Annotated in this window: 23 protein-coding genes and 1 tRNA gene; 17 read left to right on the top strand and 7 right to left on the bottom strand. The window is 55.3% G+C overall.

All coding sequences use genetic code 11. The features are described 5' to 3' along the window. Position 1 precedes the first annotated feature (1 nt). From rpmF to AD948_RS08390, 6 genes are all read left to right on the top strand, one after another. Positions 2-205 carry a 50S ribosomal protein L32 gene (rpmF, locus tag AD948_RS08415; protein ID WP_035380917.1) on the top strand — a complete coding sequence of 68 codons (204 nt, stop codon included), beginning with the start codon at positions 2-4 and terminating at the stop codon, positions 203-205. 81 nt (positions 206-286) lie between these two features. Then, on the top strand, positions 287-1,393 hold the full coding sequence (gene plsX / locus AD948_RS08410; protein WP_006557515.1) for a phosphate acyltransferase PlsX: 1,107 nt from the start codon (positions 287-289) through the stop codon (positions 1,391-1,393). 65 nt (positions 1,394-1,458) lie between these two features. Continuing rightward, positions 1,459-2,424, top strand: coding sequence for a beta-ketoacyl-ACP synthase III (locus tag AD948_RS08405; RefSeq protein WP_035380914.1), 966 nt, complete (start codon positions 1,459-1,461; stop codon positions 2,422-2,424). Positions 2,425-2,462: 38 nt separating this feature from the next. Beyond that, positions 2,463-2,819 (top strand): integration host factor subunit alpha, encoded by a 357-nt coding sequence (locus AD948_RS08400; RefSeq protein WP_254906989.1) that lies wholly within the window; start codon positions 2,463-2,465, stop codon positions 2,817-2,819. Continuing rightward, the gene (locus AD948_RS18700) at positions 2,812-3,768 is read left to right on the top strand and encodes a MerR family transcriptional regulator (RefSeq protein WP_082782375.1); all 957 of its coding nucleotides are present in this window, start codon (positions 2,812-2,814) and stop codon (positions 3,766-3,768) included. The genes AD948_RS08400 and AD948_RS18700 overlap by 8 nt, the downstream gene beginning before the upstream one ends. 62 nt (positions 3,769-3,830) lie before the next feature. Further along, positions 3,831-3,904, top strand: a tRNA-Pro gene (locus AD948_RS08390). Between the two features lie 251 nt (positions 3,905-4,155). Here AD948_RS08390 and AD948_RS08385 read toward each other — a convergent pair. Next, positions 4,156-5,292: an AI-2E family transporter gene (locus AD948_RS08385; protein WP_006557511.1), complete on the bottom strand. Its 1,137-nt coding sequence runs from the start codon at positions 5,290-5,292 to the stop codon at positions 4,156-4,158. A 198-nt stretch (positions 5,293-5,490) separates the two neighbouring features. Between AD948_RS08385 and murJ the strand changes: the two genes are divergently transcribed. Together murJ and AD948_RS08375 are read left to right on the top strand one after the other, a co-directional pair. After that, complete coding sequence (gene murJ, locus AD948_RS08380) at positions 5,491-7,041, top strand: murein biosynthesis integral membrane protein MurJ (protein WP_061471481.1); 1,551 nt, start codon at positions 5,491-5,493, stop codon at positions 7,039-7,041. Positions 7,042-7,069: 28 nt separating this feature from the next. Further along, the gene (locus AD948_RS08375; protein WP_061471480.1) at positions 7,070-8,353 is read left to right on the top strand and encodes a UdgX family uracil-DNA binding protein; all 1,284 of its coding nucleotides are present in this window, start codon (positions 7,070-7,072) and stop codon (positions 8,351-8,353) included. On the opposite strand, the gene AD948_RS08370 is transcribed toward AD948_RS08375, so the two are convergent. Further along, the gene (locus AD948_RS08370) at positions 8,350-8,640 is read right to left on the bottom strand and encodes an integration host factor subunit beta (protein WP_039903402.1); all 291 of its coding nucleotides are present in this window, start codon (positions 8,638-8,640) and stop codon (positions 8,350-8,352) included. The genes AD948_RS08375 and AD948_RS08370 overlap by 4 nt on opposite strands. A 213-nt stretch (positions 8,641-8,853) precedes the next feature. Further along, the gene (locus AD948_RS08365) at positions 8,854-9,315 is read right to left on the bottom strand and encodes a MucR family transcriptional regulator (RefSeq protein WP_006557507.1); all 462 of its coding nucleotides are present in this window, start codon (positions 9,313-9,315) and stop codon (positions 8,854-8,856) included. A 411-nt stretch (positions 9,316-9,726) separates the two neighbouring features. On the opposite strand from AD948_RS08365, the gene AD948_RS08360 reads away from it, so the two are divergent. Beyond that, entirely contained in the window at positions 9,727-11,166 is a 1,440-nt protein-coding gene (locus tag AD948_RS08360) for a mannose-1-phosphate guanylyltransferase/mannose-6-phosphate isomerase (RefSeq protein ID WP_006557505.1), read from the top strand. Positions 11,167-11,245: 79 nt separating this feature from the next. Here AD948_RS08360 and AD948_RS08355 read toward each other — a convergent pair whose 3' ends face one another. Continuing rightward, on the bottom strand, positions 11,246-12,127 hold the full coding sequence (locus tag AD948_RS08355) for a LysR family transcriptional regulator (RefSeq protein ID WP_006557504.1): 882 nt from the start codon (positions 12,125-12,127) through the stop codon (positions 11,246-11,248). 104 nt (positions 12,128-12,231) lie between these two features. Then, complete coding sequence (trxB, locus tag AD948_RS08350) at positions 12,232-13,182, bottom strand: thioredoxin-disulfide reductase (protein WP_039903421.1); 951 nt, start codon at positions 13,180-13,182, stop codon at positions 12,232-12,234. Positions 13,183-13,437: 255 nt separating this feature from the next. Here trxB and AD948_RS08345 point away from each other — a divergent pair, with 255 nt between their 5' ends. The 4 genes from AD948_RS08345 (at position 13,438) to gshB (ending at position 17,638) form a co-directional block, all read left to right on the top strand. Next, the gene (locus tag AD948_RS08345) at positions 13,438-13,863 is read left to right on the top strand and encodes an Lrp/AsnC family transcriptional regulator (protein WP_264372216.1); all 426 of its coding nucleotides are present in this window, start codon (positions 13,438-13,440) and stop codon (positions 13,861-13,863) included. Next, the gene (locus AD948_RS08340) at positions 13,863-14,981 is read left to right on the top strand and encodes a glycosyltransferase (RefSeq protein WP_061471479.1); all 1,119 of its coding nucleotides are present in this window, start codon (positions 13,863-13,865) and stop codon (positions 14,979-14,981) included. Before AD948_RS08345 ends, AD948_RS08340 begins: the two co-directional genes overlap by 1 nt. A gap of 10 nt (positions 14,982-14,991) precedes the next feature. Then, positions 14,992-16,461, top strand: coding sequence for a glycosyltransferase family 39 protein (locus AD948_RS08335; protein ID WP_061471478.1), 1,470 nt, complete (start codon positions 14,992-14,994; stop codon positions 16,459-16,461). A gap of 178 nt (positions 16,462-16,639) precedes the next feature. Further along, positions 16,640-17,638 (top strand): glutathione synthase, encoded by a 999-nt coding sequence (gene gshB / locus AD948_RS08330; protein ID WP_058988529.1) that lies wholly within the window; start codon positions 16,640-16,642, stop codon positions 17,636-17,638. Positions 17,639-17,643: 5 nt separating this feature from the next. Here gshB and AD948_RS08325 read toward each other — a convergent pair whose 3' ends face one another. After that, positions 17,644-17,862 carry a hypothetical protein gene (locus AD948_RS08325; protein WP_061471477.1) on the bottom strand — a complete coding sequence of 73 codons (219 nt, stop codon included), beginning with the start codon at positions 17,860-17,862 and terminating at the stop codon, positions 17,644-17,646. A 153-nt stretch (positions 17,863-18,015) separates the two neighbouring features. Between AD948_RS08325 and AD948_RS08320 the strand changes: the two genes are divergently transcribed. The 4 genes from AD948_RS08320 (at position 18,016) to AD948_RS18395 (ending at position 21,246) form a co-directional block, all read left to right on the top strand. Continuing rightward, positions 18,016-18,699: a class I SAM-dependent methyltransferase gene (locus AD948_RS08320; RefSeq protein WP_061471497.1), complete on the top strand. Its 684-nt coding sequence runs from the start codon at positions 18,016-18,018 to the stop codon at positions 18,697-18,699. A gap of 206 nt (positions 18,700-18,905) precedes the next feature. After that, positions 18,906-20,153: a heme-copper oxidase family protein gene (locus AD948_RS08315; protein ID WP_169797402.1), complete on the top strand. Its 1,248-nt coding sequence runs from the start codon at positions 18,906-18,908 to the stop codon at positions 20,151-20,153. Beyond that, positions 20,150-21,109 (top strand): heme o synthase, encoded by a 960-nt coding sequence (locus tag AD948_RS08310; protein WP_061471475.1) that lies wholly within the window; start codon positions 20,150-20,152, stop codon positions 21,107-21,109. The genes AD948_RS08315 and AD948_RS08310 overlap by 4 nt, the downstream gene beginning before the upstream one ends. Further along, complete coding sequence (locus AD948_RS18395) at positions 21,109-21,246, top strand: hypothetical protein (protein WP_169797401.1); 138 nt, start codon at positions 21,109-21,111, stop codon at positions 21,244-21,246. Before AD948_RS08310 ends, AD948_RS18395 begins: the two co-directional genes overlap by 1 nt. Positions 21,247-21,256: 10 nt before the next feature. On the opposite strand, the gene AD948_RS18520 is transcribed toward AD948_RS18395, so the two are convergent. Continuing rightward, on the bottom strand, positions 21,257-21,445 hold a 189-nt coding region (locus tag AD948_RS18520; protein ID WP_211264459.1), incomplete at its 5' end, for a hypothetical protein.

Raw genomic sequence — 21,445 nt, 5'->3', positions numbered from 1 at the left:
CATGGCTGTACCCAAAAGAAAAACCTCGCCTTCACGTCGTGGCATGCGTCGCAGCCATGAAGCCCTGCGTGTGGAGGCCTATGCTGAATGCTCCAACTGTGGTGAGCTGAAGCGTCCGCACAACATTTGCAGCCACTGTGGTCATTATGATGGCCGTGAAGTGATTGCTGCGGGCAAAGCGCTGAAAGTCGCTGTGCGCGCCTGAAAATGAAAGTGCTCGTCTCTCCTTGAGGAGAGAGGGCACAATGCGGGGGTAAGGCATCTGCAGCATGGCAGAGAAGCAGGCATGAGCAAGAAAGAGAGTCCAGATATTTCCATTTCAGAACAGAGTGAGGTGTTCAGCCTTGCTGTTGATGGAATGGGAGGCGATGGAGCTCCTGATGTGGTTGTCGCTGGGCTTGCTATAGCTGCTGATCGTCATCCCGGCATGCGGGTGCTGCTGACAGGAGATGAAGCAAAGCTTCGTCCACTTTTGGCCAAGCACCCCAAGGCTGAGTCCATCTGCACCATCTGGCATACGGATGAGGCCGTGCCGATGGACATGAAGCCAACCGCCGCCCTGCGCGTGCGGAAATCTTCCATGCGTCTTGGTATGGATGCTGTGGCAAGCGGTCGGGCCAGAGGCGTTGTTTCCGCTGGTAACAGCGGGGCCATGCTGGCATTGGCCAAGATTGTGGTCAAAACCATGCCCGGCATTTCCCGTCCTGCCATGGCGGCCATCAGCCCCACAATCAAAGGCGACGTGGTCATGCTTGACCTCGGTGCTAATGTGGCGTGCGACTGGCGTAATCTGGTGGAATTTGCGGTGATGGGGGAAGCCTTTGCAAAGGCTGTTCTTGGTCTCCCCGCTCCACGGATCGGTCTCCTCAATATCGGTTCAGAGGAACTTAAAGGCGACGAGAAGCTGCGTATCGCTTCTGAAGTCCTGCGGGAAAGCCCGCTGGCGTCCCAGTTCCATGGCTTTATTGAAGGCCACGATATTACAGCCGGCACTACGGATGTTGTGGTGACGGACGGCTTTACAGGAAATGTCGCGCTGAAAACGGGGGAAGGGGTGCTGAAGATGGCAACCTCCCTTCTGCGCCAGGTTTTCAGCCGCGGTATTATCGCCAAGATTGGTTATCTTCTGGTTCGGCCCGGCCTTGAGCGGATGAAAGAGTGGCTTGATCCCCGCCGCTATAACGGAGCCGTGTTTGTTGGTCTGAACGGCGTGGTTGTAAAATCCCACGGCGGCACAGATGCGGAAGGCTTCGCCGCCGCAGTTGATGTTGCCATGGATATGGTCACCCACGGCTTCAATGATGGTATTCGCGAGCGTCTGACCCATATGGGGGCGCTTCTATCCCACCAGCAGGCTTCCATGGAACGTGAACCCGCCGTGACGGCGTCCTGACAGGATAGAATAGCACAGCATTGATGCCCGTGTGGTAGCCGGTGCTGGATAATGAAAGAGCAGAGATGGCGAGACGTTCGCTTCTGGTAGGGTTTGGTGGGTTCCTGCCAGATCGTGTCGTGACTAACGATGAACTGGCAGCCCAGCTTGATACATCCGATGACTGGATCAAAACCCGCACTGGCATAACCCGGCGTCATATTGCAGGGCCGAATGATACGGCAACCAGCATGGGTGCTCAGGCGGCCCGTCGTGCTTTGGATTATGCAGGCCTGACTCCGGCAGATATTGATGCGGTCATTGTTGGAACGTCCACGCCTGATCAGGCTTTCCCGGCTACGGCGGTTAGAATTCAGGCCGAACTGGGCATGCAGCAGGGATTCGGGTTTGACCTCGCGGCGGCCTGCTCCGGATTCATTTTTGCTCTTTCAACAGCAGATGCGTTTATACGCAGCGGCCAGGCCCGCAATGTGCTGGTGATTGGCAGCGAGGTTTATTCCCGTATTGTCGATTGGTCAGACCGCGGAACGTGTGTGCTGTTTGGCGATGGCGCCGGGGCAGTCGTTTTGTCTGGCACTGATGAGCCCGGTGAGGCCGGTCTCCTCTCAACCCATCTGCATTCTGATGGGACTGCAGGTGATCTGTTGTATGTGGACGGCGCCGTGGGCCGCCGGGAAATGAGCGGGCATCTAAAAATGAGCGGACGGGATGTGTTCCGCCACGCCGTGGCCAAGCTTTCTTCTTCCGTGGACGAAGCATTGAAAGCCGAAGGGCTGGAATATGGCGATGTCTCCTGGCTGGTGCCGCATCAGGCCAATATCCGTATCATCGAAGGGGTGGCCAAAAAGCTGAACCTTCCGCCAGAACGGGTGGTGATTACGGTTGACCGTCATGCCAATACGTCCGCGGCCTCGATTCCGCTGGCGTTGGATGAAGCCGTAAGGGACGGGCGTATCCAGAAAGGCGATCTGGTGTTGATGGAAGCCTTGGGTGGCGGCCTCACATGGGGGTCTGCTCTGGCTCGTTTCTAGTTTTTGATCAGGGAAGGAGGAGTCGTCGTTCAGTTTGAATTGACGAGGTCCGCCAACATGTTACCTTCTCTTTTATGGAAACTGTCACGCGTGCATCTCTGGTAGAGCAGATCTATCAGCAGGTTGGGCTGTCCCGAAAAGAATCCGCTGTTCTTCTGGAAGATATTCTGGAAACGGTAATGGTAGCGCTTGAACAAGGTGAAAGCGTGAAAATTAGCGGCTTTGGCACTTTTTCTGTCAGACAGAAAGGCCAGCGCAGCGGGCGTAATCCCAAAACGGGTGAGGAAGTCCCAATTCTTCCACGTTCGGTTCTGGTCTTCCGGCCCAGCCAGCTTTTGCGGGCAGAAGTGAATCACGAATCTCTTGATGCAGGTGTGGATGACGATAATGACTGAAGGCACGTTTTCTTCACCGGAAGACTCGATTCCCACACAGTCTGAAGAAGATACTTTCTCCCGGTCAGAAAAAGGGCCTCTGGCGTTCCGGACAATCAGTGAAGTAGCTGATGAACTGCACGTTCCGCAGCATGTGCTTCGCTTCTGGGAAACACGGTTCGAGCAGGTTCGTCCCCTCAAGCGCGGCGGGGGGCGTCGGTATTATCGTCCCGCAGATATTGAACTGCTGCGCTACATTGCAGATCTGCTTTACAGCAAAGGTTACACTGTAAAGGGTGTTCAGCGCCTGCTGCGCGAAGGGGCTCATACGGCGGCAGAGGCGGCGGACGTCCCGTCGACACAACCGACGCCTCCGTCAGAAACGGTGCAGCCTGCTGCTGAAGAAGCGCCAGTTCTTCCAGCTTCCGCAGGCACAGACCTTTCGCAACAGGCTGAGCCAGTCTCTGTTGAGGTCGCGCTTGTCGAGGTCGTTGATGCTATAGACGGTAGTGCAATAGCCGAAGAAGCTGATGCCCCTGCCAGTGTGTCTGAACCCGAGAGGGATGAAACACCGCAGGATGCGGTTGGCGTGGTCGAGACCAATATGGATGACGCCGTTTCTGCTGAAGCCCTCCTTGCTGTAGCTCCAGAGCCCATATCAGACGAGAGTGCCCCGCAGCCTGATGTTTCGGCTGTAGAAAGCTTGGAAGAAAGTTCTGCTCAGGCCCAGTCTGCTGGTGTGACGGAAGAAGACGTGGTGGCAGCGTTCGGTGCTGAAGAGCCTGCCTCGGTTGAACAAGGTGATGATGCAGTAGACACTACAGAAGTCCTGCCTGAGCCGGATAAAGCATCCGTGCAGGGTGAGGGTCATAATGTTGTGCAACTGAAAAAGCAGAATACACGGCTGCGTAATGATCTGGCCGATATCCTGCTTGAACTGCAAGCATTGCGCAGTCGCCTTTCTGCATAAAAAACAGATCAGGTGGCTTGTGCGGATAGCAGGAGGCTGCTAAAGACCTCACACCAAGCAAACGGGCAGTAGCGCAGTCTGGTAGCGCATCAGTCTGGGGGACTGGGGGTCGTGGGTTCGAATCCCGCCTGCCCGATATCTTGTTTGCTAAAGGTTTTTCTGAAAAATCAGATGCAATGATGGGTGTTCATTCTATGAGCACCCTTTTTTGTTTGCTGCGTAGGTTGGTTTTAAAAACCAACCGTAAACATCAGATGCTGCTTTCTGCTTCGGGGGGGCGAGGGCTGCGTGCTCGTTGGCCCTATATCGGGCAGCCAGTTTCCAGTGAACTATTTCCCAAAAGCCCTGACAGTCCTTCCACTTCAGGGCTTGCTACTCCCTCTAAAATTAAGAGGGAGGCAGAGGGGCTTGCGACCGTTCGTTTCCGGCTGTCCAGCGCCGCCAGAGCAGGTCCAATGCAGCCATGGCTGCTGGACCAACAAAGAGCCCAAGCAAGCCCCATGTTTCCGCTCCACCCAGAATACCGAGCAGGACCCACAGGAAGGGGAGTTTGGTGCTGCCGCCAATCAGAACCGGGCGCACAAAGTGGTCGGCCACAAAGATGATCACCGCACCGATGCAGAATGTGGCGATGCCCGCGATGGAAGCTCCCTGAGCCAGAATCAGAAGAGATACCAAGCCCACGGCAACCATGGCGCAGAAGGGAATCATTGCGGCAACGCCGGTGATCACCCCAAACAGTGCTGGGTGAGGGGCGCCACAGAGAAAATAGACAATCCCCATCAGCAGGCCTTCGGCCATGCCGACCAGCACCAGCCCCTGCACAGTGCCATGAATGGAGGCCACAATCTGACGGGCAATGGTTTCTCCACGCTTGCCAAAAGCCCGGCGGGAAGCCACCCGGCACTGCCGGATAACGGAAACGCCATCTTTATAAAGAAAGAAAAGCGTGACAATGGAGAAGCAGAACAGAGTGCCTCTGTGCGCGATCTGTGAGCCGACGGCTTTGGTCAAAGCCATGCCCTTACTGTCCAATGCTCCGGTGAGGCCGGAAACGTCTTCCGGGTTGGCAAGATGGGCCTGCCACCAGGAGGTCAGCGTCTGGCTGCCAAAGGGCAGGCGGGAAATAGCCTCGGGCACAGGAACACCCGATTGCCGTGCTTTCTCCAGCCACGCCAGTGCACTTTGTGCTTCTCCCACAGCTTCCAGTGTAATGAGCATCATGGGGATAACAAAAATCAACGCCATGGCCGCAGTGAAGAGGAACGGTAACAAAATGCCTTTTGCGGCCTTAGGCCAGGCCATCCGTGCGCGTGTGTAAAGGGGCCAGGTTGCGACAGCAAACACGCATCCCCATGCCAGAGCGGGCAGAAAACCATGAATGGTGTAAAAAGCGATGGCCAGAATAAAAAACGCCAGAACAGCCCGTGCCACTTCCTGTCCTCGCCGAGACCGCTGACTGGGTTTGACAAGAACACAACGCGGCGGCCCGGAAAGAGAGGGCAGGTTGTGATGATCTGGCATGAAGGGCGCGTCTCCTCGTTTACCGAAAAAGCATGTTTGCGCCGGGCGGGTGATCCCGGCCCATAAGAATATGGGTATGCTCTGTCGCTTGAGTAACATAATTACTGCTTTTTGGTGGCATGCCACGCTGAATATTTTGGCTTTGCCTGTTTAACTCCTCTATCTCTCTGCGGCAGGCTCCTCTTATAAGCGGCAATCATGCTCAAAAATTTTCTTACAGTTGGCGGCTGGACCATGCTCAGCCGTATTCTTGGTCTGGTGCGCGACCAGCTTCTGGCGGCCTTCATGGGGGCAGGTGCGTTACAGGATGCGTATCAGGTGGCGTTTCGCCTGCCCAATATGTTTCGGCGGCTGTTTGGGGAAGGCGCTTTTAACGCGGCCTTTGTACCGCTGTTTTCATCCGTTCTGACACAGGAAGGGGAAGAACAGGCCCGCACTTTTGCACGGCGGGCTCTTGGCGTGATGCTGGCGTGGCTGATTTTTCTGTGCGTGGCGGGTGAACTGTTCATGCCGCAGGTTTTACGGCTGATTGCACCGGGTTTTTTGCAAACGGGCGACCGTTATGCCCTTGGTGTGAGCCTCAGCCGTATCACCTTTCCCTATCTGGTGCTGATTTGTGCTGCGGCACTTGTGGCCGGGGTGCTGAATGGCCTGCATAAGTTCAGTATGGCCGCGGCGGCTTATCTGGCCTTCAATGTGGTTGGTATTGCGGCCATCCTGTTTGTCTCGCCTTTCATGCCGAATGTGGCTTATGCGGCCGCGTGGGGTGTCACGGCGTCTGGCGTGGTGCAGTTGGGATTGTTGCTCTGGTCGTGTCATCGGGCCGGATTCGGGCTTATGCCGCTCTGGCCACAGCTTACGCCGCGTATCCGGTTGCTGGTGCGTCGTATGCTGCCGGGGTTGGTTGGAAGTGGGGTGGGACAGATCAATCTGACAATTGATACCATCATTGCCACTTTGCTACCTGCAGGCAGCGTTTCCTTGATGTATTTTGCAGACCGTATCAACCAGTTGCCGTTAGGCGTACTGGGGGCGGCTGCTGGCACAACGCTTCTGCCAGTTCTTACACGCCATCTGGCCGCAGGTGAGCATGAGGCCGCGCGCGCCGCGCAAAACCGGTCAATCGAGTATGTGTTGCTACTGACACTCCCTGCTGTGGCGGGGCTATTGGTGCTGGCTGGCCCGATCATGATTGTTCTGTTTGGGCATGGCTCTTTTACGGAACATGATGCTCTTCTTTCAGCTCAGGCACTGCGCGCTTACGCCATCGGCTTGCCGGCATTTGTGATGGTGAAAGTTCTCTCTCCCGCTTTTTTTGCACGGGGGGATACCCGGACGCCTGTTTACGTAGGGATCAGCATTCTGGTCTTCAATTTCATTCTGAATCTGCTGTTCATGAAGCCTCTTCTTCATGTGGGGCCGCCCCTTGCCAGCAGTGTGGCGGCTTTTCTGAATGTGGCGTTTCTGACCATCTTGCTGCGTCGCCGTCAGGCTTTGGAGTTGGAGCCTGCAACCGGGCGTAACATGGCACTGACAATTGGCGCATCAGGATTGATGGCGGCTGGACTTCTGTGTGTTGAAGCTGTGATCGGTTTTCCCGCAGGCTTGTTTCTGCGCATGATCTGGCTTGGTATCATGATTGTGCTGGGCGCAGTCTTCTACGGAATACTACTGCATGCGTTTGGTATTATTGATGCAGCAAGCGTTCTGGCGCGTCTTCGGCGTCGTTTGGGTAAACGGAGCGTTTGAAGCAGCGTCAGTATAGGAAAGAAAGAGCGTGACCGAGATTCTTCTGGCCCATCAGGTTGATCTGGCAACATGGCGGCGGGCCGCACGGCACCATGTGTTTGCCGGAACATCGCCAGAAGAACTGACGTGGCGAGTGCAACCCTCAGCGCTGTTGTTCCAATCTCGGCCAGATGCGCAGGCCGCGTTTTCGGTCTCCGAGGAAGAAAAGCAGGAACCGCTCAGGCTTTCCCGCCGTCTGGTGGAACAACTGGTGCTGGCAATCCAGGCACATGACCCGGAACGGTTTGCTCTGCTCTATCGGTTTGTTTTTCGTGTCATGCATGAAGGGCTGGATCTGCGCACACATGCAAACGATCCGGATGTGCGACGGTTGGAAGCGCTTGCTGAGGCAGTGGTTGCTGAAACACACCGGTTTCGTGCAGATTTTGCCGCCTATTTCCGTCACGGCGGGCGGGGCGAGTGGGTCAGCCACCTCTCCAATTATATTGTTGAGGCTAATGCCTCCTATTGTCTGGCTCGTGTTGCAGAGCCGTGGTCCGTGCAAACGGGGTACAGGCGGATGCAGTGGGATGGACGGGCTCTTTCATTTGGTCCCGGCAGTGAAGAGGAGCAGCCTCTCTTATGGCAAAGAGACGGAGAGGGCGTGTGGCTGGGATATCCCAAAACAGTTTTGCCTCCCGCTGAAGAAGACATTGCGCAAGCTACCACGCTTGATCAACTGGGTAGTGAAGCTATGGATTGCCGCGCTTGCGCATTATGGCAGCCTGCAACACGAACAGTATTTGGGGAAGGCCCAATAACGGCAAGGGTCATGCTGGTGGGCGAACAGCCCGGAGATCAGGAAGATATTGCTGGGCACCCCTTTGTGGGGCCTGCAGGGCAAGTGCTTGACCGGGCTTTACAGGAGGCCGGAATTGAGCGCCCGGATGTGTATGTGACCAACGCGGTCAAGCATTTCCGGTTTGTATGGCGGGGTACGCGGCGGCTCCATCAAAAACCTGAGCCGAGCTCAGTGGATGCATGCCGACTCTGGCTGAACGCAGAACGACGGCTGATTCAGCCCGTGCTTGTTGTGATGATGGGCGTTACGGCCGCCCAAAGCCTGCTTAAGCGTCCTGTAACAATTTCACGGGAACGATCACGCATTTTTCCGCTGGAAGGCGGAAGCCACGGATTGGTTACAGTGCACCCGTCTTACCTGCTGCGTCTGCCGAACGAGGCAGATAAACAACGCGAGTATCAGCGTTTTCTAGAAGACTTGCGGCAGGTGAAGCGCTTTATGGAAGAGCGCCGTCAGCAGCCGGTGTTTTAAACTTCACGCGCCTTATTGATACGGGCGTGGAGTTCTTTCCCGGTTTTGAAAAAGGGAATGAACTTCTTGGAAACCTGAACCTGTTCCCCGGTTTTGGGATTCCGGCCAATGCGCGGGTCACGTTCCTTGATGGAAAATGCGCCGAATCCACGAAGCTCTACGCGGTTGTTATCGGCCAGACTTCTGGAGATGGCGCCAAAGACAGTATTGACGATCAGATTGATATCTTTGAGCTGAAGGTGAGGGTGTTTTCTCATGAGAGCAGCAATGAGCTCAGATTTCGTCATGCTTACCTTCCGGACTCATATGATCTGATACACTACTGAGCGGTGAACCCGGACATTTTTCAGAAGGGAACGCCACCCAGACCCAAAATGCGCAACCAAGGCCTTTAAACCAGATTGCGCATTTCAGATTTCACTATGGCGGTATTGTTCGTCAATACATAAAAACCCCGTCAGCCCTCAGCAGAGGAATGCTCACGGGGTTCTGTGGTCAAATCAGGCTGATGCTTTCTTGGTGCGGCGACCGCGACCGTTTGCATCTTCCCCTTCTGGTGTCGCGTGAATTTTGCGGCCAAGGCCGATTTCACGGGCCAGCGTGGAACGGCGCTCTGCGTAGTTCGGGGCAACCATGGGGTAATCAACCGGCAGACCCCAGCGTTCACGGTACTGTTCAGGCGTCATGCCATAAGCGCTTTGCAGATGGCGCTTGAGCATTTTCAGTTTTTTGCCGTCTTCCAGACAGATGATGTAGTCGGGGAAAACAGAACGCTTCACCGGCACAGCAGGCTGAAGCTTTTCAGGTTCGCTAACCGGCTGATCCGCTGATTTCAGAGCCTGATAAACATCTTTTATCAGGGTCGGGATCGTTGCCGGGTCCGTTGCGTTGTTGGAGACATGGGCAGAAACAATTTCTGCAACCAGGTCGAGAATGATGGGGTAGCTCTGATTCTCAGTCATGGTGGATCCGTTTTTATTTTATCGGCTGATATGCAGTAACACATACTATCAGTATCTTTTTTTGTGAATAGAAAATATTCAAATGGGCCTGAATAAAGTGGTTTTTCTTTATCCAGGTGCAAATATGGGTGAAGGCAAAATATAAATAGCAAGTAAAATAAACTTTTTGTAATTTCTGTTTCTGATCAAGATGGAAACGGTCCAATGATGCACAGTTATTTTTTGCAACCCAAACCACCTGACTGACGTTGCTCTGGCGTTGCGCAGGTATTTTAAAGCAAGATAATTGACTTTCATCTGGGTGCTATTAAGGCAGGAGGCTGGCTGTACGCCGTTTGTCTTGAAGTCAGCCAGAGGTAGTGCTGAACAGCTCTGATAATTTGTCAGAACATAAAACAAGGACCGTAGAAAATGGGGCAGGACGGTAAGACAGAAACAGGTATTGTGCCTGTCGTGTTGTCGGGCGGGACGGGGAGCCGTCTCTGGCCCATGTCCCGAGCCAGTTTTCCCAAGCAGCTCTGGGCATTACTGAGTGAACGCAGCATGTTGCAGGAAACAGTTCTGCGCGGCAGTTCCGCTGGTTTTGCGCCCCCTGTCATTGTTTGCAATGAGGAGCATCGTTTCCTGATTGCCGAGCAGTTGCGCGAAGTTATGGTTGAGAAACCAAGTATCCTTCTGGAGCCAGTCGGGCGCAATTCGGCTCCCGCTATTGCCGCTGCGGCCCTTCTGGTTGCGCAGACAAACCCGCAGGCCGTCCTGTGGATGATGCCAGCGGATGCGGAAATCAAAAACCATCATGCCTTGCAAGCTGTTATGGAAAAGGCTGTTGATGCAGCCCGGATCGGAAGAATTGTCACATTCGGCATGACCCCCACACGGCCCGAAACCGGGTATGGCTATATTGAAAAAGGCGAACCGCTGCCGGGTGTGGATGGGGCTTTTGTTATTCGTTCATTTCGTGAAAAACCGACGGCTGATGTCGCCCGGGGTTTTGTGGAAGACGGTAATTACTTCTGGAACTCCGGCATGTTTGTCTTCCGCGCGGACGTGTTGCTGGAAGAAATGAACAAATATGCTCCCAAGGTTTTGGAGCATGTGAAGGCTGCTTTTGAAAAGCGCACGACGGATCTGGATTTTATCCGGCTTGATAAAGAGGCCTTTAGTCAGGCTCCGGATATTTCCCTGGACTATGCCATTGCTGAAAAGACCGATGTTTCAGCTGTTATCCCGGCAGATCTGGGATGGTCAGACGTTGGAAGCTGGGATGCCCTGTGGGATATCAGTAACAAGGATGCGGACAACAACGTACTGATTGGGGACGTTCTGACGGAGGGAGCACACGGGTGCTATGTTCGCTCGGAAGGGATGCTGACGGCGGTTTCCGGTCTGGATGATGTTGTTGTTGTGGTGACCTCTGATGCCGTGCTGGTGACGCACAAAAATCAGGCTCAGGATGTCAAGAAACTGGTGGAACAGTTGAAGCGGGAAGGGCGATCAGAAGCCTTTACGCACCAGAGATGTTACCGGCCCTGGGGGTTTTATGAAGGGTTGATCTGCAATGACCGCTTTCAGGTCAAGCGCATTGTGGTGAACCCGGGTGGCAAGCTTTCCTTGCAGAAGCATTTTCATCGGTCTGAGCACTGGGTGGTTGTGGCTGGGGTTGCTGTGGTAACCCGGGATGACGAGCAACTTTTGCTGCGTGAAAACGAGAGCGTGTATTTGCCTCAGGGCTGCACGCATCGACTGGAAAATCCGGGAAAAATTCCCCTGACGCTGATTGAAGTGCAATCAGGTGCTTATTTGGGGGAAGATGATATTATTCGTATTGAAGACAGTTATAATAGAAATTGATAAATAAAGATGGCGATAACAAAAAAGCTCCCCCGAAGGGGAGCTTTTTTGGAAGGGAAAAACAGCAGATAATCTGCTTTTAGCGGATTCCCAGTTCGCTCATCAGGAAGTCGCGGAATACGGCTACGCGCTTGGAACTGCGCAGTTCTTCCGGGTAAACAAAATAGGCGTCCACCGTAGGCGTGGGAACTTCAGGAAGAATCTGAACCAGATCCGGAAATTCCTTGGCTGCGTAAGTGGGAATGGAGCCTATGCCAAGGCCGGATGCAATGGCGGATGCCATGGCGGCCATGCTGTTGACTTCCAGCCGGGCCTGCTGTTTGGCGCCATTATGGCGAACCGCTTCAGCCAGCCAGTTGATATGCGCCACCGGCGGATGATGCTCTCCGAAAAGAACAAGCTGATGTGCGTTGATATCGTCTAGCGATTTGGGCGTGCCGTACTTTTCTATGTAAAGCGGCGCCGCAAAAATGGGCAGATGGAAATCGGCCAGATGCCGTTGAATGAGGTCAGGCTGGCGTGGAGCGTGCATGCGCACTGCCACATCGGCTTCTCTCATGCCAAGATCAAGATCGTTATCTTCCAGAATCAGACAGATATCGATATCGGGATTGGCGGACATAAACTTGTGCAGTCGTGGCATAAGCCAGCAATTGCCAAAGCCTGTAGTGGTTGTAACCCGTAGCCGACCGGCTGCCTTTTCCTTGCTTTCGGTTAAAAGCGTTTGGGTCATTTCAAGTTTTGAAAAGACTTCGCGCACCGTCTTATGCAGCGTCTCGCCCTGTTCGGTGAGGATCAGTCCTCGGGCGTGGCGATGAAAAAGAGGAACCTGAAGAACATCCTCCAGAGCCGAAATCTGCCGTGAAACAGCAGATTGGCTCAGATTCAGGACATCCCCAGCGTGGGTAAAGGAACCCGCTTCGGCTACAGCATGGAAAACCCGGAGTTTGTCCCAGTCCACGCATGCCTCCTGCAATATTGAATAAAGTGATTAACGGCATGAATTCATGCCATTCGTTTATTACGTGCAGTAATTGTCAGGCGTGGTCAAGGGACCTGCTGTAATTAGTGCTGTATTTCAGCCAGATAGCGCTCGGCATCCAGCGCCGCCATGCAGCCGCTTCCCGCTGCCGTTACGGCCTGACGATAGATCTTGTCCTGTACGTCGCCTGCGGCAAATACGCCGGGAACGGACGTGCGGGTTGAGCCGGGGGTGGTCAGAATATAGCCTTCGTCATCCAGTGAAAGCTGGTTTGCGAAAATGCCCGTGTTGGGAGAATGCCCAATAGCGATGAAAACACCATCCGTAGGATAAACGGTTGTTGTGTTGTCCTGTGTGTTGCGGAGCTTGATGCCTGAGACAACGGCCGGCGTACCATCGGCCAGAATATCTTCCACAACACTGTTCCAGACAATGGTGGTTTTGGGATTAGCGAAAAACCGGTCCTGCAGGATTTTTTCGGCCCGCAGCGTATCGCGCCGGTGCACAAGGGTAACGTGCGCGGCGTGGTGCGTCAGATACAGGGCTTCTTCAACGGCAGTATTACCGCCCCCCACAACCACAACGTTCTTGCCCCGGTAGAAAAAGCCATCGCATGTTGCGCAGGCGGAAACACCAGCGCCCTGAAGCTGCTTTTCACTGGGCAGGCCCAGCCATTTTGCCTGTGCTCCGGTCGCGATGATGACGGATTTTGCAACGTACTGCGTGCCCGAATCTCCCACCATCCGGAAAGGAGAGCCCGCTTTGAAATCCACGGATGTAATAATGTCATGCTGGATGCTCGCGCCAACATTTTCGGCCTGCGCCGCCATCTGTTCCATCAGCCATGGGCCCTGCACCGCTTCTGCAAAGCCCGGATAGTTTTCAACGTCCGTTGTGATCATAAGCTGCCCCCCCGGCTGAAGGCCCGCCACAAGAACCGGCTTGAGGTTGGCGCGCGCCGCGTAAATGGCGGCGGTATAGCCAGCGGGGCCAGCGCCAATAACCAGCAGGTCAGTTGTAATGGTTTCAGTCATTGTCAGGCAGGCCTTCCCGGTAGATGTCAGTGTGAAAGAGCGCGTGGCACGCACCGTCTATTCCTGCTTGCGATATGGCGGGAGCCTTCCATTTGAGCAAGAGGCGTAAGTGGTTTGCGAGCCATGCAGACGCATGGCATATACGGAGCAAGATGTTCAGGAAAAAAGGCTACAGCGTAAAATGGAACAGATAAGGTGACAGAACTTGACGCTGTTGACCTGCGTATTGTGGCGGAACTGCAAGACGATGGCCGGATGACCAATGTGGAGCTGGCGCGCCGGGTTGGGATCTCCGCTCCGCCGTGTTTGCGGCGCGTGCGGCGGCTTGAGGAGCTAGGAGTAATCCGGGGGTATCATGCTGAACCGGATGCCGGGATGCTGGGCTGGCCGATTACATTTTTTGCCCTGATCGGTCTGGATAGCCAGAAAGAGGCTATTCTGTCCGCTTTTGAGCAGGATCTGGCACAGTGGCCGGAAGTGCGCGAATGCCACATGATTCGGGGCGGCGGAGATTTTCTCGTGCGCCTGATCGCACGGGATGCCGCTCACGAAAACCAACTGACTCGGCGTTTGACCGAAGGCCCGCATGTTATCCGGGTGCAGACCTTGCAGACCATCCGCACCAGTCTTGAGAGAACCGGGGTGCCACTGTCTGCCGGGGTGGAGGGGAACAGTCCGTGATGTCAGACGCTGCGGCGTCGCCCGGTGCGGTGTGTGGCGGTCCCGATATCAGTGTCATCATTCCCTGCTACAACGAGGTCAGGAATATTGCCCCACTGGTGGCAGCCCTTGATCGCGCACTGGCAGGACGCCGCTGGGAAGTGGTGTTTGTTGATGACAATTCGCCTGATGGCACCACGCATGCCGTCAGGCAGCTTGCCCAGAAGGATGCGCGCGTACGTGGATTATGCCGGGTAGGGCGGCGCGGCCTTTCTTCTGCGGTGATTGAAGGTGCATTGTCATCCTCGGCTCAGATTATCGCCGTGATGGACGGAGACCTTCAGCACGATGATACGCGTCTTGGTGCATTGATTGACGCCGTGCAAAGCGGTGGCTGTGATGTGGCGGTTGGGAGTCGCCATGTTGAAGGCGGCAGCAATGCCGGCCTTGCGAACGCATGGCGCCACGCTTTGTCTGATGGTGGTATAAAGCTGGCGCAGATGGTGTTGCCTGTCAGGCTGAGTGACCCAATGAGCGGCTTCTTTGCCCTGCGGCAGGATGTGTTTGAGGCTGTAGCCCCTCGTCTTTCCGGAACGGGGTTCAAGATTCTGCTCGATATTCTGCTTTCCTCTCCAAAACCTTTGCGTGTGCGGGAAGTCCCCTGTGGCTTCCGCGCCCGTGTGGCGGGAGAAAGCAAACTGGATGCTCTCGTGATGCTCCAGTTTCTGGCGTTGATGCTGGACAAGCTTTGCCGTGGCTGGTTGCCCCTCCGTTTTGTTGCCTTCTGTCTGGTTGGTTCTATTGGGGTCGGCGTTAATCTGGCCGTCATGCAGAGTATTCGCAGCATGGGGGGGGATTTTCCTGTAGCGCAGGGCGGAGGGACGGTTGTCGCCATGATCCTCAACTTTGTGCTCGATAATAATATTACCTATCGGGACAAACGCCTGCGGGGGATGCGCTTTATGGGTGGTCTTCTTGCCTTCATGCTGGTGTGTTCAATAGGTGCTGTGGCCAATGTTGGCGTGGCGCAAATGCTGTTTCAGGCTCATGAAGGGCTGACACAGGCCAGTGTGGCAGGGGCAATTCTGGCAGTGGTGTGGAATTACGCGGTTTCCTCCACTCTCATCTGGCGCGTGTGAGCGCCTCCTGATGCGGCTGAAACAGTCCTATTATGGGTGGAGTCTGGCGCTTCTGGCGCTGACCGCTGCACGCGTGTTGATGGGAGCGTTGGTCCCGCTTACGCCTGATGAAGCCTATTACCGTTTATGGGCGCTGGCACCGGCAGCCGGCTATCTTGATCATCCCCCCATGGTGGCAGTGTTCATCAGGCTCGGCCTCCTTCTAGGGGGAGATACGGCTTGCGGCGTCAGGCTCATGGGGCCTTTTTCTGCGGCGGTTGGTACGGTCGTGCTGGCAATGGCGACACGGGACTGGCTGCAGGTTCTGAGAGGCTACGTCCCGGACGAAGCGAAAAGAGCAGGCCTCCGCACAGCTGTTCTCTTGAACGGAACGGTCGCCCTTGGCGTGGGCACTTTATTGATGACGCCTGATACGCCCCTTCTGCTCTTTATGGCGCTGATGGTGTGGAGTCTCTCCCGGCTTTGCACAACCGGAAAGGGAGCATGGTGGCTTGTGGTTGGGGCCGCCGTCGGTCTGGGGTTTGACAGTAAATATACTGCAGTCCTTCCCGCCGCAGGTATGGGGATATGGCTTCTGCTGACCTCATCGGGGAGGCAATGGCTCAAAACGTGCTGGCCATGGTTGGGTGGTCTTGTTGCCGCTGTGTTTGTTAGCCCGGTCGTTTATTGGAATGCGACACATCACTGGGCCAGCTTCATGAAGCAGGGTGGCCGTACCGGTGACTGGCATCCGGCAAAAATGCTGACCTATTTCAGTGAGTTGCTTGGTGGGCAGATCGGTTTGGCATCCCCCGGCGTCTTCCTGTTTTTTGTGGGTGGTTGTGTTCTGCTTTGGAAATGCCGGGACTCGTTCTCTCGTTTGCTCCTGTGCATGATTCTGGTTCCTTTGGCGGTATTCCTGCAGCATGCTGTGGGTGCGCGGGTGCAGGCCAACTGGCCCGTGGTGCTTTATCCGGCGCTTACCGTGGCTGCGGCGCTCCCGCACTGGCGGGGGTGGAAAGCGGCTAGTGGGCTGGGCGTGACACTCGTGTTGCTGATTGTCATTCAGGCCGTGGCTTCACCCCTCAAACTCTCCCCGCATTTTGACATGACGTTGCGCCAGATGGGCGGCTGGCCGACTTTCTCCCGTGAGGTTGTTGCGCGCGTGCCCGCCAACTCTTTCTTGATTGCAGATGAATATGGGCTGGCGGCGGAACTGGCATTTTATGCGCCTTTGGACAAACCCGTAATGGCGGTTGAACCCCGATGGGACCTGTTTACGTTTCCCGCAGCGTCGTGTGGTGACGGGTACCTTATTCGTAGCAGGAGACGGCATGATCTGCCCGATGGTGCTTTCTTCAAGGTTCTGGGGCAGGAGCCCGATATTTCCCGTGCGCGGGATGGCGCGGTGGGCGAGACATATGCCATCTACCATGTACAGATGCAGTGCACCGCAGCGGGGCAGAGCCGGAATGCTGTTCTGCTGCCAACCCGGAATTAAGGAATTATTTGCAAGGTCAGTGGTCGCAAAACCTTCCTGAGCACCCTGACAGATGTTTCAGGCAGCCTTTAAAGAAAATGCTCTGTGCTTTCCTGCCTTGGACAGCCGGACAGAACAGCGATACGATAACGTCCGGTTATTTTATTTGATCCTGAGATTCTGAGGAAAGCGGCTGCGTATGTCATCTCCATTGAATGTTGCTGTCCAGATGGACCCCCTGGAGCATGTTGATATCAACGGAGATTCTACCTTCGCGTTGATGCTGGAGGCGCAGGGGCGCGGCCATAAACTGTTTGTTTATGAGGTACCCTCCCTGGCGTTGGGAGAAGGAACCACAACGCCTGGTGGTAAAACGGCTACGCAGGTGAGCGCATCCTTGCGCCCTGTGACGGTCCAGCGGGAACAGGGCAACCACGCGACCTTCGGGGAGCCTGCCCGTCGCTCTCTGGGCGAGATGGATGTGGTGCTGATGCGGCAGGACCCGCCATTTGATATGGCCTATATCACCGCGACACACTTGCTGGACCACGTGCATGGAATTGGGCCGGGCAAGGCGCTCGTGGTCAATGATCCTCGCTGGGTGCGGGATTCTCCCGAAAAACTGTTGGTAACGCATTTTCCGCACCTCATGCCCCCAACGCTGGTAACGTGGGATGTTGGGCAGATCCGCGCTTTCCGGGCCCATTGGCGGGATATTATTGTCAAACCTCTGTTCGGGAATGGCGGCAGCGGCATCTTTCGGATCAAGGAAGATGATCAAAATCTGAACGCTCTGCTGGAAATGCATTTCGCGCGTTCCCGTGAACCTCTGATGATCCAGCGTTATGAACCGGCGGTAAAGCAGGGGGATAAACGGATTATTCTGGTGGATGGTCAGCCTGTGGGCGCTATCAACCGTGTGCCGTCAGGGGATGATCACCGTTCCAATATGCATGTTGGCGGCGTGGCGCGGAAAGTCGCGCTGACAGAAAGAGACAAGGAAATCTGCGCAGCTATCGGCCCGTTCCTGAAAGAGCATGGCCTGATTTTTGTGGGGATAGACGTGATTGGTGATTACCTGACGGAAATCAATGTGACATCTCCCACAGGCCTGCAGGAACTGGAGCGTTTTGATGGCGTCAATGGTGCAGGTGCCATATGGGACTGCATTGAAGCAAAACTGAAAAGCGTAGCCTGAGGGGGTTACGCTTTTTTCTCGGGCTCGGAGGACTCCGGCGTTTTGGCGTGGGACGTTGAAAAAGTAGGTTCCGCACGGCTATCGGAGGCGTCATCTGCTGGTGGAAACACCGTGTCCTTACCAAAGCGGTTGTCCAGCCAGTTAAAAATAGGGTCGCGGAAATAGAAAATGAAAATGGATGACCAGATAATAAGGCTGAGCAGGGCAAGCAGGAGTTCCAGCATGTCTCTTTTCTTCTAAAACGGTTCCGGTCACACGGAAGGTAAGGCGACAATGGGCACGGAGACAAGGGCGCTTTTATGGCGCATTTTATTTAAAACAAAGGAAGATGCGTTGTGGCTCTTGAAGAAATTGCCGCCAGCGGGCACAGAGAAACCATGAGTGACGTTCTCAACAAATGCTCGCCCGGTCAGGGTGACGATCCGGCTCCTTCGCGATCAGCACTGGATGCCGAGGCCGTAAAGGTCGCCTACCGCCGGTGGGCAGGTGTATATGACACCGTATTCGGTGGTGTTTCCGGTTTTGGTCGCCGTCGGGCGGTTGAGGCTGTCAATGCCCTGCCAGGGACTGATGTTCTTGAAGTGGGTGTCGGCACGGGGCTCGCTCTTCCACATTATCTCAAGACCAAACGTATTACAGGCATTGATCTGTCAGGCGATATGTTGGCCCGCGCGCGTGAACGCGTCCAGAAAGAGCATCTCGACAATGTGGATGCGCTTCTGGAAATGGACGCCGAAGACACAACCTTTCAGGACGATTCCTTCGATATTGCTGTGGCCATGTTTGTGGCGTCGGTTGTGCCGCATCCACGCCGTCTGCTGCGTGAACTCAAACGGGTGGTCAAGCCCGGTGGTCATATTCTGTTTGTAAACCACTTTCTGGCACCGGGCGGTGTCCGTGGTGCTGTGGAACGTGGCATGGCACGTGCCTCTCGCTCACTCGGATGGCACCCTGATTTTGCCATGGGATCCCTTCTGCCGCCAGAAGATCTGGTGCGGGCGCGGATTCAGCCGGTGCCACCGGCCGGGCTTTTTACGCTCGTTACGCTTGAAAACATCTGATCACACTTCCGTGCTGTCGCCCTTTCTACACAGGGCAGGGGCGATAGGCATGCGGAGCTAAATGGGTCGTTAAGGCGCGGAAAAGCCGCTATAGATGGGGCTTTCAGGGGTGCGTCTGTCGTCACCCGGAACACATCTGTCAAAGGCGTGGGGTGAGAAACATGGCATCTGCTTGTGCGGAACAAAGCCAGAATAAGGAAAGCAGCATGGTACGGCGGACTGCATCTGTTGATGGTGTGGGAGCAGGTTACCTGCTGGTTGCGGCTCTGGCTGGTCTGCTGGGTGGCGGTGTTTCTGCAGTTCAGCAGCTTGGCATGGTACCCCAGACCGGTTTGTTGGCCGGAATTGAGCAGGCGCATGTGGCCTTGATGCTGCTTTTTGTGGTGGTGCCTGCGCTGGTTTGCGGTTTCGGTACTTTGTGGCTGCCGCGTGCCCTCAAGCGTGAAGGCACGGTTCTTCCAGGTCTGAACAAGCTGTCTCTGGCCTGCGTATCTGCCGCCGGTGTGCTGATGGTTGCGTCTCCCTGGCAGACTGGCGCTACCTTGCTGTGGTGCGCAGGCACGCTTTTGGCCGTGATGGTTGTTCTGGCCACCATTTTTGATAGCCGTGCTGATGGTGCCGCGCGCGCGCCTTTTTCTCCGTTTGTGTGGGGGGAAATGCTGGCGTCTTCCGTGCTTCTGATGACTGTGCCTGTGCTGGCCGCCGTCATGAGCCACCAGATCTTGAACGGTGTGGCCTTTACGCCTTCCGTGCTGGATGGGTTTGCTGAACCCATCATGCTGGTCACGCTGCTGGCTGGGTTTGGTATTGTTTTTGAAACGGGTGCAACGGTTGCCCGTTTTTCCCCTCTTCCTGTTGCTGGCGTTATGAGTGCTTCTGCTGCGGCTGGGAGCATTCTGTGGGTTAAAAGCGTTTTTGCCCATGGGCTGGTTGGGGCTGCCACTGTTGCGTCCCTGCTGTCTGCCCAGACACTGGTGCTGAGCGCCGCCACGCTGGCTTCCGTACTGCTGGCTGCCTTGTGGATGGCGGGCACATGGCGCGCAAGCATGACGGTCAAGATTCCCATGCTATGGGGTCTGGGCTTTCTGGCTGTTGTTTCCACGGGTTGGATCAGTCAGTTCATGCAGGGCGATGGCCTGCATTCTGCTCTTCAGGTCGGAACACTTTATGCCGTGTTCTGCGGTCTGTATCTTTGGCGCGGTGAGGGATGTAACCGCTGGTATCCCACGCCTCTGGCTGCTGTGCAGTTTGGGTTGATGGCGGCTGGCACGGCTTTGGCTATCCCAACTCTTCCGCCTGTCTGCCAGATGTGGAGCGGTGGCCTGCTGGGTGCTTCTGTCCTCTGCTTCCTGCTGACCATGGGGTTGAGCTTTACGCAAAATCGCCCGATGGCAGAGAGCGCCGAAGGAAACGAGGGTGCTTTTGATGCTGCAGAAACAATGGTGCACTCATGAGTGAAACAACCGCTCAGGTTTCAGCGACAGGCCGCATCAGGTTCAAAGCTGACCGTGTTGGCACAACGGCAAAGGACTGGGTGCAGCTTCTCAAACCCCGGGTGATTTCTCTGGTGGTCTTTACCGGGGCTGCGGGCATGATCATGGCCCCCGGTCATCTTTCACTTTTTGAAGCTGCCGTAGCTATTCTGTGCATCTGCATGGCGTCTGGTGCCGCTGGGGCCATCAATATGTGGTATGACCGCGATATTGATGCCGTGATGCAGCGTACTATTACGCGTCCTATTCCCGGTGGGCGTATTCCGGAACAGGAAGCGCTGGCTTATGGAATTGGTCTGTCCTGCCTTTCTGTCTGCCTGATGTGGATGGCAACCAATGCTTTGGCCGCAGGTATTCTGGCGTTTTCCATTTTCTTCTACGCCGTGATTTATACCATGTGGCTGAAGCGCTCCACGCCGCAGAATATTGTTATTGGTGGTGCCGCAGGCGCTTTCCCACCCATGATTGGTTGGGCCGCAGCCACAGGCCATATGGCTGTGCTGCCGGTGGTAATGTTCGGGATCGTGTTTTTCTGGACGCCCCCGCATTTCTGGTCTCTCTCCCTGTATGCGTGCAAGGATTACGGACGGGCTGGAATTCCCATGTTGCCAGTGGTCAAAGGGGCGCGGCACACACGCTGGAACATTTTTGTCTATACGCTGGTGCTGCTGGCGATCTCCCTTATTCCCTCAGCGCTGCATCTATGTGGCTGGCTTTATACCGGCACTGCGTTGGTGCTGGGGCTTGGGTTTGTGCTGTGCGCCATCCGTGTTCTTCGTGAACCGCAGGATGAAAATGGGGTAAGCTTGGCAGGAGATAAGGCAGCCCGTATCTCTTTCCGCTTTTCTCTGGCGTATCTGTTCCTACTGTTTTGCGGACTGCTGGCAGACCATATTCTGCAAGGGTGGATTGGCTGATGGAAACGCAGATTATACTGAGCCAGCCTGAACTGGCTGAAAAGCGACGCAGACAGAAAGAACGTCTGAAGGCCATGGTCGGCTTCATGATCCTGATTGCTGGCGTCATGTATGGTTTGACTCTGACCCACCTTTAAAAAGAGCCGATTAGGCAGGCGATGTCTCGAAAAACGGACAAAACGCCTTCTCAAAGCGCCCACTACAAAAAGCCTCTCTGCCACGTGGTACGAGAGGCTTTTTTTTATGCAGATAAATGAGAAAATGGTTTGACGTTGTGGTGCCCACTGGCTTGTTGAGTGCCAGTGCCAGTGCCAGTGCCAGTGCCAGTGCCAGTGC

It is taken from the genome of Acetobacter senegalensis, from assembly GCF_001580995.1.
Lineage (GTDB): Bacteria > Pseudomonadota > Alphaproteobacteria > Acetobacterales > Acetobacteraceae > Acetobacter > Acetobacter senegalensis.
This window is presented reverse-complemented; position numbering and strand designations above follow the sequence as displayed.